Raw genomic sequence first — 13,874 nt, forward strand, 5'->3', positions numbered from 1 at the left:
CGCTTCCCGGCGCGCCGCCCCCCTGCGCGCGGAGCACGGCCCGGCCGCCCGGGGAGGCGAGAGGGGTCGGTGTCCGCCCACGGCAGCGCGGCGGACTCCCCCGCCCGGCTCCCCGGTGCCGGCCCGACGCGGCCGCTGCTTCCTACGGAAGGGGCGGGAGCTGTCCCGTGGTCTCGTAGTCGGAGAGCATCCGGATCCGGCGGCTGTGGCGTTCCTCGCCGCTGTACGGCGTGTCGAGGAAGGTCTCGACGAAGCCGGTGGCCTCCTCCAGGGAGTGCATCCGCGCGCCGATGCTGATCACGTTGGCGTCGTTGTGCTCGCGGGCGAGCCGGGCCGTCTCCTTGCTCCAGACCAGGGCCGAACGCACGCCCTTGACCTTGTTCGCGGCGATCTGCTCGCCGTTGCCGGAGCCGCCGAGCACGATACCGAGCGCCTCGGGGTCCTTGGCCACCCCCTCGGCGGCGCGCAGGACGAACGGGGGGTAGTCGTCGGCCGCGTCGTAGACGGCCGGGCCGGCGTCGACCACCTCGTGTCCGTGCTCCCGCAGCCAGGAGACGAGGTGCTGCTTGAGTTCGTAGCCGGCGTGGTCAGATCCGATGTAGATACGCACGCCTCCAGTTTCGCAGGTGCGCCGGGCAGCCGTGTCCCCGGGAGCGCCGTCCGGCGGTCGGCGACCGCCGGACGGTCGGAAGAGCCCTGCGGGCCGCTCAGTTCGCGGCGAAGGTGACCGCCGCGCCCAGCACGCCGAAGACCACGGCGGACAGGAGGAAGACCAGGTTGATGAACACCAGGAGCTTGACGTCCTTGCTCAGCGGGGCCGCCTTGGACTCCGTCTTCTTGCTCAACTCACACCACCTCGACAGAAACGGACAAAATACTCGCCAAGAACGATGCTACCGCCCGCCACCAGCGGGTATCGGGAGGGTAAAGCGGTCAGGCCCAGTGTGGAGGAACGTCGTTCAGCAACTCCTCGATGCGGGACCGGTCGTCCTGTTCGACGGCTTCGCCCCAGCCCGCACCGTACTCGTCGGAGGTGGTGTCGGGCAGGATCTCCAGTTCGTCGTCGAAGACGACCAGGCGCTCTTCGTCCGGTTCGCTCATGTTCGCTCCTTCACACCGTCGCGGCTAGTCGAAGATGGGGTCGCGGGTCCGGCTCCGCTTGAGTTCAAAGAACCCGTCGGTTCCCGCGACCAGCAGAACGCCGTCCCACAACCGACCGGCGGCCTCGCCCTTGGGGGCGGGGGACACAACGGGGCCGAAGAAGGCGACGTCCTCGACCGCGATCACGGGAGTGCCCACTTCCTGGCCGACCCTGTCCATGCCGTCATGGTGCGACTTGCGCAGGGCCTCATCGTAGTCAGTGCTGTGCGCGGCTTCGATGAGGTCCGCCGGTTGCCCCGCGTCCGCCAGCGCCGCCGCGACGGTCTCCACGGAGCACGGCTCGGCGCGGTTGTGCAGCCGCGTGCCCAGGGCGGTGTAGAAGCGGCCCAGCTCCTCGTTGCCCAGGCGCTGCTCCACCGCGACGGCCACGCGCACCCCCCACCATGCCTGCTCCCGGAGCATCTCCCGGTACTTCTCGGGCACGTCCTTGTCCTCGTTGAGCACGGCGAGGCTCATGACGTGCCAGCGGGCACGCACCGGGCGGACCTTCTCGACTTCCAGCAGCCAGCGCGACGTCATCCACGCCCACGGGCAGAGGGGGTCGAACCACAGGTCCGCTGGGATGCGCTCGTCAGTCACCGTTGTCTCCTTACGCCTGTCACCAAAAAACCGGGCGCGCTCCTTAAAACGCCCAGCTCCCCAAGCAGAAACCACGGCGATCAGTTCCGCATTCCACCCCCCGGCGTGGCAGGATCGGAGCTGATCATCAGACGGTGGCCGCCCGCCTGCTCCGCGTGGGCGCGGGGGCGGACGCCACCGCGGTCGACACCGAGACAGGCTGTGAAGGGAGCGTCGTGGCGGGCAACCTGACACGTGAGGAGGCACGGGAGCGGGCGCGGATCCTCAGCGTCGACTCCTACGCCGTGGAACTCGATCTCACCTCAAGCGACCAGACCTTCGCCTCCACCACCGTGGTCCGGTTCCGCTGTTCCGAACCGGGGGCGGCCAGCTTCGTGGACCTGGTGGCTCCGACCGTGCGCGAGATCACCCTGAACGGCGCCGCCCTGGACCCGGCCGAGGTGTTCGACGGGGAGCGGATCACCCTGCCCTCGCTGCAGGCCGACAACGAGCTGCGCGTCGTGGCCGACGCCGCCTACATGCGCACCGGCGAGGGCCTGCACCGGTTCGTGGACCCCGTCGACGGCAACGTCTACCTCTACAGCCAGTTCGAGACCGCCGACGCGCACCGGATGTACGCCTGCTTCGACCAGCCCGACCTGAAGGCGACGTTCGAGCTGACCGTGCTGGCCCCCGCCGACTTCGAGGTGGTCTCCAACACCGCGCCCGACGTGGTGCGCGAGCCGGTCAAGAACGACACGGCGGTGCGCTGGCACTTCCCGCCGACCAAGCGGATGTCGACCTACATCACCGCGCTCATCGCCGGCCCCTACCACGTGGTGCGCGACGAGCACGACGGCATCCCGCTGGGCGTGTACTGCCGGGCCTCCCTCGCCCAGTGCCTCGACGCCGACGCGATCCTGGAGGTCACCAAGCAGGGCTTCGACTTCTTCCACCGGGTCTTCGGCGTCCGCTACCCCTTCGGCAAGTACGACCAGCTGTTCGTGCCGGAGTTCAACGCCGGGGCGATGGAGAACGCCGGCGCGGTCACCTTCCTGGAGGACTACGTCTTCCGCTCGCGGGTCACCGAGGCCCGCTACGAGCGCCGCGCCGAGACGATCCTGCACGAGATGGCGCACATGTGGTTCGGCAACCTGGTCACCATGCGCTGGTGGGACGACCTGTGGCTGAACGAGTCGTTCGCCACGTTCGCCAGCGTGTACTGCCAGGCCGAGGCGACCCGGTGGAGGGACGCCTGGACCACCTTCGCCAACGTGGAGAAGGCGTGGGCGCTGCGCCAGGACCAGCTGCCCTCCACCCACCCGATCGCCGCGGACATGCCCGACATGCAGGCGGTCGAGGTCAACTTCGACGGCATCACCTACGCCAAGGGCGCCTCGGTACTCAAGCAGCTGGTGGCCTACGTGGGCGTGGACGAGTTCTTCGCCGGGGTGCGCGCCTACTTCGACGAGCACGCCTGGGGCAACACGGAGCTGTCGGACCTGCTGGCGAAGCTGGAGGAGGCCTCCGGGCGCGACCTGTCGAACTGGTCGCGGGAGTGGCTGGAGACCGCGGGAGTCAACACCATGCGCCCGGAGTTCGAGGTGGACGCCGACGGCAACTTCACCTCCTTCGCGGTGCTCCAGGAGGCCCCGGCCGAGCATCCGACGCTGCGCTCGCACCGCCTGGCCATCGGCCTGTACGACCGCACCGACAAGGGAATCGTGCGCCGGGAGCGGGTGGAGCTGGACGTCACCGGGGAGCGCACCGAGGTGCCCGAGCTCGTCGGCCGGGCCCAGCCCGACCTGGTGCTGATCAACGACGACGACCTCACCTTCATCAAGCTGCGGCTGGACGAGCGGAGCCTGCGCACGGTGGTGGAGAGCGTCGGCGAGATCGTCGAGTCGCTGCCCCGCGCGCTGGCCTTCGCCGCGGCCTGGGACATGACCCGCGACGGGGAGATGCCCGCGCGCGACTACGTGCGCCTGGTCGGCGCCAACCTGGCCGGGGTCGACGACGTGGCGGTGGCCCAGACCCTCCAGCGCCAGGCGGTCTCCGCGCTCGTCAACTACGTCGACCCGGCCTGGCAGGAGGAGGGCTTCGACCTGCTGGCCACCCGGCTGCGGGAGCTCCTCACCTCCGCCGAGCCCGGCAGCGACCTGCAACTGGTCTACGCCCACGGGTTCGCCGACGCGGCGCGCTCCGCCGAGCACCTGTCGCTGCTGCGCGGCCTCTACGACGGCGCGATCGAGGTGGACGGGCTGAAGGTCGACACCGACCTGCGGTGGACGCTGCTGCGCCGCCTGGTCGCGGCCGGGGCCGCCGGGGAGGAGGAGATCGCCGCCGAACTGGAGCGCGACGCCACCGCCGCGGGCGAGCGGGCCGCCGCGGGCTGCCGGGCGGCCATCCCCACCGCCGACGCCAAGGCAGCGGCCTGGGAGCGGATCACCGGCGGCACCCTGGCCAACGCGGAGTTCCGCGCGACCCTCGGCGGGTTCACCGAGCCCGCGCACGCCGAACTGCTCCGCCCCTACGTGGACCGCTACTTCGGGCAGCTCGCTGAGGCGTGGGCCAAGTGGACCGGCGAGTTCGCGCAGACCTTCGCCGAGTTCGCCTACCCGGGCTACCTGGTCGAGGAGGAGACGCTGCGCCGCACCGACGCCTACCTGGAGTCGGAGGACCCGGCTCCGGCGCTGCGCCGCCTGCTGCTGGAGGGACGCGCGGGCGTGGAGCGCGCCCTGCACGCCCGGGCCCAGGACGCCGCGGCGGCGGGCTGAGGCACGCCGCCCGCCCGACGGCCGCCGCACCCCGGGGTGCGGCGGCCGTCGCCGTCCGCGGGGCCGGCGGCCTCCGGCGCTACTGTCCCGGGCGCGGGTCGAGCATCGGAGGCCTCGGGCGGCGCGGGGCGGACAGCTGCCCGCCGGGGCGGGGCCGCGGGGACAGGTCCGCCAGGTCGCCCAGGGCGGCGCGCACCGACACGACCCGCTCCGGGTTGGTGACCAGGTCCTCCAGGAACACCGGTTCGCCCTCGCCGTCGGTCAGCGGGATGCGCCAGTTCGGGTATCCGCTGCTGGTCCCCGGCTGGTTCTGCATGCGGTGGTCGCCGACCAGGTCGGTCAGGGCCACGCCGACCAGTGCGGAGGGGGTGCGCGCCAGATAGCCGTGCAGGGCGGTGACCACCGCGGCGGGGTCGGCCACCGGGTCGACCGACGGATCCAGCAGGCCCAGCTCCACCAGCAGTGCACGCCAGGCGGCGACCCGAGCCTCGGCGTCGGCGCGTTCCTCCTCCACCGGGCGGGTCAGCAGGTTGAGGTGGGCGCGCAGTTCCACGTGCTCGGCCATGACGTAGGAGGCGACCGGCGGCAGGTCGTGGGTGGCCACGGTGGCCAGGCAGTCGGTGCGCCAGGTCTCGGGGCGGCGCAGGGCCCCCTGCCCGTCGTGTTCGAACCACAGCACCGAGGTGCCCAGCACCCCGCGTTCGCCCAGGTGGTCGCGGACCCACGGTTCGACGGTGCCCAGGTCCTCGCCCACCACCAGGACGCCGGACTCGTGGGCGGCCAGCAGCAGCGCGCCGACCATTCCCTCGTGGTCGTAGCGCACGTAGGCGCCGTCGGCCGCCGAGGCGCCCTCGGGCACCCACCACAGCCGGAACAGCCCCATGACGTGGTCCATGCGGATGCCGCCGGCGTGCCGCGCCACCTGGCGCAGCTGCTCCAGGAAGGGGCCGTAGCCCCGCTCGGCGAGGCGGACCGGGTGCCAGGGCGGCTGTCCCCAGTCCTGTCCCTGCTGGTTGAACTCGTCCGGGGGCGCCCCGATGTGGACGCCGGGAACGAGCGTGTCGCGGTACATCCACGCGTCCGCGCCGCCGCTCTGCGCGCCCACCGCGAGGTCGTGCACGATCCCGATGTCCATCCCGGCCCGGCGGGCGCCCGCCTGGGCGTCGGCGAGCTGTCCGTCCAGGATCCACTGCGCCCAGCGGTGGAAGTCGACCCGCCGCCGGCGGCGCCGCGCCTCGTCGCGGACCGCCTCGGATCCGGGGTCGCGCAGCGGTTCGGGCCAGCGGCGGTGGTCGGGGCCGTACTCCTCGGCGATCGCGCACCAGGTGGCGTAGGACTCCAGCGCCTCGCCCTCCCGGTCCAGGTAGGCGCGGAAGGCCTCCTCCCGGTCGGTGGAGCGCCGCACCCCGTGGAGGATCTCCAGCGCGGCGCGTTTGGCCTGCCAGACCGCGTCGCGGTCCAGCAGGTCGGCGGTGCGTCCCCGGTCGCGCAGCGGACGGGCGAGCCGCTGGATCGTCTCGCGCTGCACGGAGTTGAGCCGAGCGTACTCGGGGACGTCCTCGATCCGCAGGTAGAGAGGGCTGGCGTAGCGGCGGCCCACCGGCAGGTAGGGGGAGTCCTGCAGGGGCGGCAGCGGTTCGGTGGCGTGGAGCGGGTTGACGAGGGTGAAGGACGCGCCCAGGTCGCGGGCCGCCCAGGCGGACAGTTCGGCGAGGTCGTGCAGGTCCCCCAGGGCCCAGGAGACGCGGGAGCGGACCGAGTACAGCTGCGTCATCAGGCCCCACACACGGCGGCGCGTGGAGCGCGCCAGCCGGTCGGGCACCACCAGCAGGGGAACGGCGCGGCGGCCGCGGTCGTGCTCCACGTGCAGCCGGTGCACGCCCAGTGGAAGGGCCGCCCCGATCTCGGCGTGCCCCCCGTCGGCGAGTTCCACCCGGGTGCGGGCGCCGGCGGGGAGCGTCAGCTGCGGGACGCGTCCCCGGCGGACGACGACGGCCGGGGGCAGCGGGTGCGCGGCCCGGTGCTCCCGGAGCTCGGCGAGGGCGGCGGCGGGGTCGCTGACGTCCACTCCCAGGGCGGTGAGCACGTGGCGCAGGGTGTCCACGGAGACCGTGGTCCAGGTCCCCCGCCAGTCCACGTAGTTCGTCGAGACGCCGTGCTCCTCGGCCAGCCGGACCAGTTCAGCATCGCTCACACCACCCGATCATGCCGCAGCGCGGCCCTGATCAGCGGGATCTGCGGCCCGCCAGTCGCGAAGTCGTCCGGTTTTCGCCGCTTCGGCGAAGATCCGCTCTGGTGTGGGCCGAAAGACGGGAAAAGTCATCCCATGAATCCGGTCATACTGTTCTGGTGCTCAACTCCTACCGTCCGTTGCTGTCCGTCCCCCATCTGCCCGGGCTCTTCGCCTGGTCGCTGGCGGCCCGGCTGAACATCGCCGGACTGCCGATCGGCATCACCTTCCTGGTGGCCGACTGGACCGGCTCCTACGCCCTGGCCGGAGCGGTCAGCACCACCCTGACCGTGGGGGCCGCGGTGGCCGGACCGCTGCGCGGCCGCAGCGCCGACCGGGGACGCACCGACCGGCTCATGGCCCTGTGCGGACTCTGCTACGGGGTCGGGCTGGTGGCGCTGGCCCTGCTGCCCGCCGCGCTGTGGTGGCTGGCCTTCCCCCTGTCCCTGGTCACCGGTCTGTTCACGCCTCCGGCCTCCCAGGTGGGCCGTGCGCTGTGGCCCCGGCTGACCTCGGGGCGGACCCGCACCGCCATGTACGCGGCCGAGTCCACTTTCCAGGAACTCGTGTTCGTCCTGGGGCCGCTGGTGGCGGCCGCGGCCGTGGGCGTGGGCGGGGGCGCCGGGGCGGTGCTGCTGATCGCTGCGGTGTCGGTGGCGGGCTCCGGGGGGTTCGCCCTGACGATCCGCAGGGCGGGCCTGGCCTCCCCTCCGGCGTCCGGCCCCGACACCGCGGACCACGCGCGGCGGCACCGGTCCCTGCTGCTGCGGCCGGAGCTGTCGCTGCTGGTCGCCGTGTGCATGCTGCTGATCGCCGGGCTGGCGGCGGTGGACCTCGTCATCGTGGCCTGGGCGCGGGAGATGGGCCGTCCCGGCGTCGCCGGGGTGCTCGCCGCCCTCTGGTCCTTCGGTTCCCTGGTCGGCGGACTGGTCGCGGGCGGGCTGGCGGGCCCGCCGCGGCTGAGCCGCCGGGCGTTCGCCGCCACGGCGGGCGTCGCGCTGCTGATCCCGCTGCTGCCGCCGGTGCTGGAACTGCCCTCGCCGTGGCTGCTGATCCCGGTGCTGTTCGTCGCCGGCCTGGCGATCGCCCCGACGCTGGCGGCGGCCACCGAGCGGATCAGCGACGCCGCTCCGGCCCACCGGCGCGCCGAGGCGTTCGGCTGGATGAACACCGGCATCACCACCGGGGTGGCGTTCTCCGCCCCGGTGACCGGGTGGCTGGTGGACTCGGGCGGTCCCGCCCTGGGCGTGGTGGGCGGCACGGTCATGGTGCTGCTGGCCGCCGCGCTCACCCTGGGCGTGGGACGGCTGGGCGGCACGGTTCCCGGCGACCCGGACGGCGGGGGCGGGGAGCGGGACGACGGGTAGCCCCGGGAGTGCGCCTCCCGCTCCCGCCGGCGGGAGGCGGCCGCGGGGTCCGGCGCCGGTCTAGCGGCGCCAGATCCCGGGGGTGCGGTCCAGCCACGGGCGGGCCGCCTCCAGTTGGGCGGACAGGGACAGCAGCGTGCCCTCCGCGCCGATCCGCCCGGCGAGCATCACGCCGACGGGCAGCCCGTCGGCGGTGGTGTGCAGCGGGAGGGTCACCGCGGGCTGGCCGGTGATGTTGTAGACGTTGCCGAACGGGGTGAACGCGTTCATCCGCGCGAACTCCTCCGCCGGGTCCCCGGTGGCGGTGAAGTGCCCCAGCGGTACCGGGGGCGTGGCCAGCGTGGGGGTGAGGACCGCGTCGTAGGGGGCGAACACGGTCAGCGCGAGGCGGGCGAAGCGGCGCAGCTGCGCGACGGCCTCCACGTAGTCGGGGGCGGGGACGGCCCGTCCCCGCTCCCGCAGCCAGCGGGTCAGCGGGCGCAGCCGGTGCTCCTGCCCGTCCGGGACGGGGGCCGAGGCGGCCGCCACCGCCCACACGGTCGCGAAGTGGTCCATGTGGGAGCCGTCGAAGGGCGGTGTGATCTCGGTGACGTCGTGTCCCAGCTCCTCCAGCAGCCGGGCGGTCCCGTGGTGGGCCGCCAGCACGTCGGGGTGCACCTCGGTCCCGGGCAGCGGCGGGGTGGCGAAGCACGCCAGGCGCAGTCGGCCGGGGTCGCGCCGCGTGTGGGACAGGAAGGTCTCGCCCGCGGGCAGCGGCGGCGCCGGGAACGGGTCGCCGACGTCGCCGAGTGTGAGCGCGTCGAGCAGCAGGGCCGCGTCGGCGACCGTGCGGGCCAGCGGACCGGTGACGGACAGTCCGATCGGGTCGGCGGTGCGCAGCGGCGCCGCGGTGACCCGGCCCCGGGTGGGTTTGATCCCGTACAGCCCGCACACGCTGGCGGGGATGCGGATCGAGCCGCCGCCGTCGCCGCCCTGGGCGAACGGCGCCAGTCCGGCGGCCACCGCGGCCGCCGCGCCGCCGCTGGAGCCGCCCGCCGAACGGGTCGTGTCCCACGGGGTGCGGGCGGGCGGGGCCACCTCGTTCTCGGTGTAGCAGGGCAGCCCGAACTCGGGGGTGTTGGTCTTGCCGGGCAGGACCGCCCCGGCGCGCCGCAGTTCGGCGACGTAGCCCTCGTCGGCGTCGGCGACGTGGTCGGCGAACACGCGCGACCCCCGGGTGCAGCGCACCCCGGCGACCATGTCCAGGTCCTTGACCGGCACGCACAGGCCCAGCAGCGCCGGCAGCCGCTCCGGGTCCTCCGCGAACAGCTGCTTCTCCGCGTTGCGGGCCTGCTGCCGGGCCAGTTCCGGCGTGACCGTGACGAAGGCGCCGACCTCGTCGCCGAGCCGTTCGATCCGGTCCAGGTAGTGGTCGGTGACCTCGACGGGCGACAGCTCCCTGCGGCGGAACAGCGCTGCCTGCCGCACCGCGGTCAGGTCGTGGATCTCGCTCACGGGCACCGAGGGTAGACGGGGCCGGCGGCCCGCGGGACGTCGGAAAGTCCCCTACGTCCCGGACGAAAACGGGCGAGTATTCATTCTTCCCAGGTAGCGGGGGAGAAACACCCGTAGGAAAGCGTCGGGAGGGGAACAAAAGTATGAGCCCTGGCGGACTAGGACCGCGCTCCGGATCGAACTACCCTTCTGAGACGTGGAATCGGCAACCAGCACCAGACCGGACGAGCCCCCGACCGCCGACGGCAAGGACCGGCGGGAGAACGGGGCCCCCTCCCCCTTCACCCGGCCCACCAGCAGTCCCACGGCCCCCAGGACGGACGTGCTGGTGCGGACCTACCGCTCGCTGCTGCGACCGGACACGGTGCGCCGCTGGCTGCCCCGGGCCGTCGCCTGCCTGGCGGCCGCGGTGGCCCTGGGACTGCTGTTCAGCAGCTGGCGCGTGGGCGTGACCGCCGGGGCCGCGGTGCTCGTCGGATTCATCGTCCACACCTCCCAGCGCCAGTCCGAGGTCCCGCAGTGGCGCAGGCCCTCCTCCGCCCAGCGGCGCACCGAGGCGCAGCTGAAGGTCATGCAGCGCTTCGGCTACCGGGTGCTGCACGCCCGGCGCATCCAGGACGGCAACGGCCAGATCGACCACTTCATCGTGGGGCGGCGCGGCGCCTTCGCCATCGACTCCGAGTCCTGGGACAAGCGGCTGCCGCTCCGCAACAAACTGGAGAAGCTCTACCACGGCCGGTTCTCCAAGAACGAGCGCATCGACGAGGCGCTGGCCGAGGCGCGCAACGCCGAACGGCTGATCAGCGAGGAACTGGGCCGCGAGATCAAGGTGCGCGCCGCGCTGGCGATCTACGGCCCCAGCATGCCCTGGGACAGCCACCGGCTGCGCGGGGTCGACATCATCGTCGGCACCAAGGTCCGCAAGTGGCTGCGCAGCGGCAAGGACCGGCTGACCGAGGAGGAGATCGAGGAGATCTACCGGGCAGCCCAGAAGGTCCTGCCGCCGCGGTACTGACCCCGCACCGCCGTTCGCGCCAAGGCGGCGGCCGCAGACACCCGGCCTTCCCGGCGCCGCGCACGGCTCCGGGAAGGCCGGGTGTCTGCGGCGTCGACGGTCGACCGGGGGGACTACCATCGGTAGAACGACTCCAGTTTCGACCCGGTGCGGCACCCTCCACAGGGCACGCCGCGCGGACCGTCGGCGGGGACCCCACCGTTTCCGTCCCGTCGCCGGTGCCGGTTCTTCTCTCGACGGGAGCAGACTTCCATGCCCGCGCTTCGTTCACGGACGGTCACCCACGGCAGGAACATGGCCGGTGCGCGCGCGCTGCTGCGCGCCACCGGCGTGGCACGTGAGGACTTCGGCAAACCCATCGTGGCGGTGGCCAACAGCTTCACCCAGTTCGTGCCCGGACACGTGCACCTGCGCGAGGTCGCCGACGTCGTGGCCGACGCGGTGCGCGCGGCGGGCGGTGTGCCGCGCGAGTTCAACACCATCGCGGTCGACGACGGCATCGCCATGGGCCACGGCGGCATGCTGTACTCCCTGCCCAGTCGCGAACTGATCGCCGACGCCGTGGAGTACATGGTCAACGCGCACTGCGCCGACGCCCTGGTGTGCGTGTCCAACTGCGACAAGATCACCCCCGGCATGCTGCTGGCCGCGCTGCGGCTGAACATCCCCACCGTGTTCGTCTCCGGCGGGCCGATGGAGGCCGGGAAGGTCACCGTCGTCGACGGCACCGCCACCACGGTGCGCAAGCTCGACCTGATCAACCCGATGATCGCCGCCGCCGACGAGAGCGTCTCGCAGAGCGAGCTGGACGCCCTGGAGGAGGCGGCCTGCCCCACCTGCGGCTCCTGCTCGGGCATGTTCACCGCCAACTCGATGAACTGCCTGACCGAGGCCATCGGCCTGGCGCTGCCCGGCAACGGCACCGTGCTCGCCACGCACACCGCGCGCAAGCAGCTCTACCAGGACGCGGGGCGGCTCGTCGTGGAGGCGGCGCGCCGCTACTACGAGGAGGACGACGAGTCGGTGCTGCCGCTGTCCATCGCCTCCCCGGCGGCGTTCGGCAACGCGATGGCGCTGGACGTGGCGATGGGCGGCTCCACCAACACGATCCTGCACCTGCTGGCCGCGGCCACCGAGGCGGGCGTGGACTTCGGGCTGGACGAGATCGACGCGCTGTCGCGCCGGGTGCCGTGCCTGTGCAAGGTCGCCCCGAACACCGACCGGTACCACATCGAGGACGTGCACCGGGCGGGCGGCATCCCCGCGATCCTGGGCGAGCTGGCCCGCGCCGGGCTGCTGGACACCTCGCTGCCCACGGTGCACGGCATGACGGTCGGCGAGTACCTGGACGCCTGGGACATCGCCTCGCCGAACGTGCGCCCCGAGGCGGTGGAGCTGTTCCACGCCGCCCCCGGCGGGAAGCGCAGCACCGAGGCGTTCTCGCAGAACACCCGGTGGGACTCGCTGGACCTGGACCGCGTCTCCGGATGCATCCGCTCGGTCGAGCACGCCTACACCGCCGACGGCGGCCTGGCCGTGCTCAAGGGCAACCTCGCTCCCGACGGCGCGATCGTCAAGACCGCCGGCGTGGAGGAGGAGCTGTGGACCTTCAGCGGTCCGGCCAAGGTGTTCGAGAGCCAGGAGGACGCCGTGGACGGCATCCTCAACAAGGCGGTCCAGCCCGGTGACGTGGTGGTCATCCGCTACGAGGGCCCCAAGGGCGGTCCGGGCATGCAGGAGATGCTGTACCCGACGAGCTTCCTCAAGGGCCGTGGGCTGGGCAAGGCGTGCGCGCTGGTCACCGACGGCCGGTTCTCCGGCGGCACCTCGGGGCTGTCCATCGGGCACGCCTCCCCCGAGGCGGCGGCCGGGGGCGACATCGCCCTGGTCGAGGACGGCGACATCATCACCATCGACATCCCCAACCGGTCGATCACCCTTGAGGTCGCCGAGGACGAGCTGAACACCCGCCGGGAGCGGCTGCTCAAGGAGCTGGGCGGGTTCCGGCCGCGGGACCGGCAGCGGCCGGTGAGCGCGGCGCTGCGCGCCTACGCGGCGATGGCCACCTCGGCCTCCACCGGTGCGGCCCGCGACGTCACCCAGGTCGAGCGGCACCGCTCCTGAGACCCGTGCGGCGGGGCCCGGCCACGTGGCCGGGCCCCGCCCGTGTCACGGGGACGGGTCAGCCGCAGCAGCCGCCCCCGCAGCAGCCGCCCCCGGCCGGGCGCGGGCTCTGGGCCAGGCCGCTCACCCCGACGGTGGACAGCAGCTTGACGGTGTCGTCGTGCCCGTGCGGGCACTCGGCCGGTTCGTTGGCCTCGGCCATGGGCCGGGACACTTCGAAGGTCTCGCCGCAGGCGCGGCAGCGGAACTCGTAACGAGGCATGGGATCAGCATACGACCGGGCGGTACGGCGGTTCGGGAGCCGTTCGGCGCGGACCGGGGCTCGGGACGCCCCCGTCGGTGGTCGGTGCTGTCGAGCGCTGGGGGCCCGGGGCCGGGTGGGACCGGGACCGGCCCCGGGAGCCCAGTGCTCAGACCCGCACTCTGGCCATGTAGGGGGCCCAGAGGGGGTCGCTGTGGTTCTCGCCGTTGATGAGGCGCCAGTGGACGCCCCGCGGAACCGTGGGGGTGACGTTCAGTTTCCAACCGAGCTCGTCGAGGAGCCGGTCGGCCTTACGGTGGTTGCAGGACCGGCAGGCCGCCACCACGTTCTCCCAGACGTGCTGGCCTCCGCGGCTGCGGGGGATGACGTGGTCGATGGTCTCGGCGCGCCTGTCGCAGTAGGCGCAGTGGTAGTTGTCGCGCCGCATGAGCGCCACCCTGGTCAGGGGGACCCTGCGCCGGTAGGGCACCCGGATGTAGCGGCGTAGTCGGATGACCGACGGCACCGACAGCGAGGCGGTGGTCGAGCGGAGCACGGCTCCCGTGGAGTCGCCGTGCACGACCTCGGCCTTCTCCCGCAGGACCAGCAGGACCGCGCGTCGCAGCGGCACCGTCGTCAGTGGTTCGTAGCTGGCGTTGAGCAGCAGCACGTGACGGCGGACTGGACCGCCCTCCGTACCGCGTGAGGCGTTCATGAACGCCTCCGGGCGGCCGACGTGTCGGCCCCCCGTGTTTCCTCCCCGGCCAGCCTGTCAGCCAGCCAGGAGACCTCCCTGTGGACCGGCCGGACGGCCGGCACTCTTCGCGTTGCCACACGGACCTCCCGTGGGTGGTTCCCGCCGAGTGATGTCCCTCATTCAGTTTGCTTGGTCGGGGTTGGCCGCCGC

12 protein-coding genes are annotated in these 13,874 nt (G+C 72.9%); 4 read left to right on the top strand and 8 right to left on the bottom strand.

Features of this window, described 5'->3' with window-relative positions; all coding sequences use genetic code 11:
* Positions 1–142: 142 nt before the first annotated feature.
* From FOF52_RS11105 to FOF52_RS11120, 4 genes are all read right to left on the bottom strand, one after another.
* Positions 143–610 carry a ribose-5-phosphate isomerase gene (locus FOF52_RS11105; protein ID WP_248589895.1) on the bottom strand — a complete coding sequence of 156 codons (468 nt, stop codon included), beginning with the start codon at positions 608–610 and terminating at the stop codon, positions 143–145.
* Between the two features lie 97 nt (positions 611–707).
* Positions 708–845, bottom strand: coding sequence for a hypothetical protein (locus tag FOF52_RS11110; RefSeq protein ID WP_248589896.1), 138 nt, complete (start codon positions 843–845; stop codon positions 708–710).
* Between the two features lie 88 nt (positions 846–933).
* Positions 934–1,101, bottom strand: coding sequence for a hypothetical protein (locus tag FOF52_RS11115; RefSeq protein ID WP_248589897.1), 168 nt, complete (start codon positions 1,099–1,101; stop codon positions 934–936).
* A gap of 24 nt (positions 1,102–1,125) precedes the next feature.
* Positions 1,126–1,740 carry a mycothiol-dependent nitroreductase Rv2466c family protein gene (locus FOF52_RS11120; protein WP_282573370.1) on the bottom strand — a complete coding sequence of 205 codons (615 nt, stop codon included), beginning with the start codon at positions 1,738–1,740 and terminating at the stop codon, positions 1,126–1,128.
* A 215-nt stretch (positions 1,741–1,955) separates the two neighbouring features.
* Here FOF52_RS11120 and pepN point away from each other — a divergent pair, with 215 nt between their 5' ends.
* A complete protein-coding gene (gene pepN, locus FOF52_RS11125) occupies positions 1,956–4,496 on the top strand; it encodes an aminopeptidase N (protein ID WP_248593834.1) in 2,541 nt (846 codons plus the stop codon).
* A 79-nt stretch (positions 4,497–4,575) separates the two neighbouring features.
* On the opposite strand, the gene malQ is transcribed toward pepN, so the two are convergent.
* A complete protein-coding gene (malQ, locus tag FOF52_RS11130; protein ID WP_248589898.1) occupies positions 4,576–6,690 on the bottom strand; it encodes a 4-alpha-glucanotransferase in 2,115 nt (704 codons plus the stop codon).
* 155 nt (positions 6,691–6,845) lie between these two features.
* Between malQ and FOF52_RS11135 the strand changes: the two genes are divergently transcribed.
* Positions 6,846–8,093: an MFS transporter gene (locus tag FOF52_RS11135; protein ID WP_248589899.1), complete on the top strand. Its 1,248-nt coding sequence runs from the start codon at positions 6,846–6,848 to the stop codon at positions 8,091–8,093.
* A gap of 60 nt (positions 8,094–8,153) precedes the next feature.
* Here the strand turns inward: FOF52_RS11135 and FOF52_RS11140 are convergent, their stop codons facing one another.
* Complete coding sequence (locus FOF52_RS11140) at positions 8,154–9,587, bottom strand: amidase (RefSeq protein ID WP_248589900.1); 1,434 nt, start codon at positions 9,585–9,587, stop codon at positions 8,154–8,156.
* 328 nt (positions 9,588–9,915) lie between these two features.
* Between FOF52_RS11140 and FOF52_RS11145 the strand changes: the two genes are divergently transcribed.
* Positions 9,916–10,602 (top strand): nuclease-related domain-containing protein, encoded by a 687-nt coding sequence (locus FOF52_RS11145; protein ID WP_425265548.1) that lies wholly within the window; start codon positions 9,916–9,918, stop codon positions 10,600–10,602.
* Positions 10,603–10,854: 252 nt separating this feature from the next.
* The gene (gene ilvD, locus FOF52_RS11150) at positions 10,855–12,726 is read left to right on the top strand and encodes a dihydroxy-acid dehydratase (protein ID WP_248589901.1); all 1,872 of its coding nucleotides are present in this window, start codon (positions 10,855–10,857) and stop codon (positions 12,724–12,726) included.
* 58 nt (positions 12,727–12,784) lie between these two features.
* Here ilvD and FOF52_RS11155 read toward each other — a convergent pair whose 3' ends face one another.
* Both FOF52_RS11155 and FOF52_RS11160 read right to left on the bottom strand, forming a co-directional pair.
* Positions 12,785–12,988 carry an FmdB family zinc ribbon protein gene (locus FOF52_RS11155; protein WP_248589902.1) on the bottom strand — a complete coding sequence of 68 codons (204 nt, stop codon included), beginning with the start codon at positions 12,986–12,988 and terminating at the stop codon, positions 12,785–12,787.
* A gap of 148 nt (positions 12,989–13,136) precedes the next feature.
* Positions 13,137–13,637, bottom strand: coding sequence for an HNH endonuclease (locus FOF52_RS11160; protein ID WP_248593836.1), 501 nt, complete (start codon positions 13,635–13,637; stop codon positions 13,137–13,139).
* Positions 13,638–13,874 lie beyond the last annotated feature (237 nt).

Source organism: Thermobifida alba, from assembly GCF_023208015.1.
Taxonomy (GTDB): Bacteria; Actinomycetota; Actinomycetes; order Streptosporangiales; family Streptosporangiaceae; genus Thermobifida; species Thermobifida alba.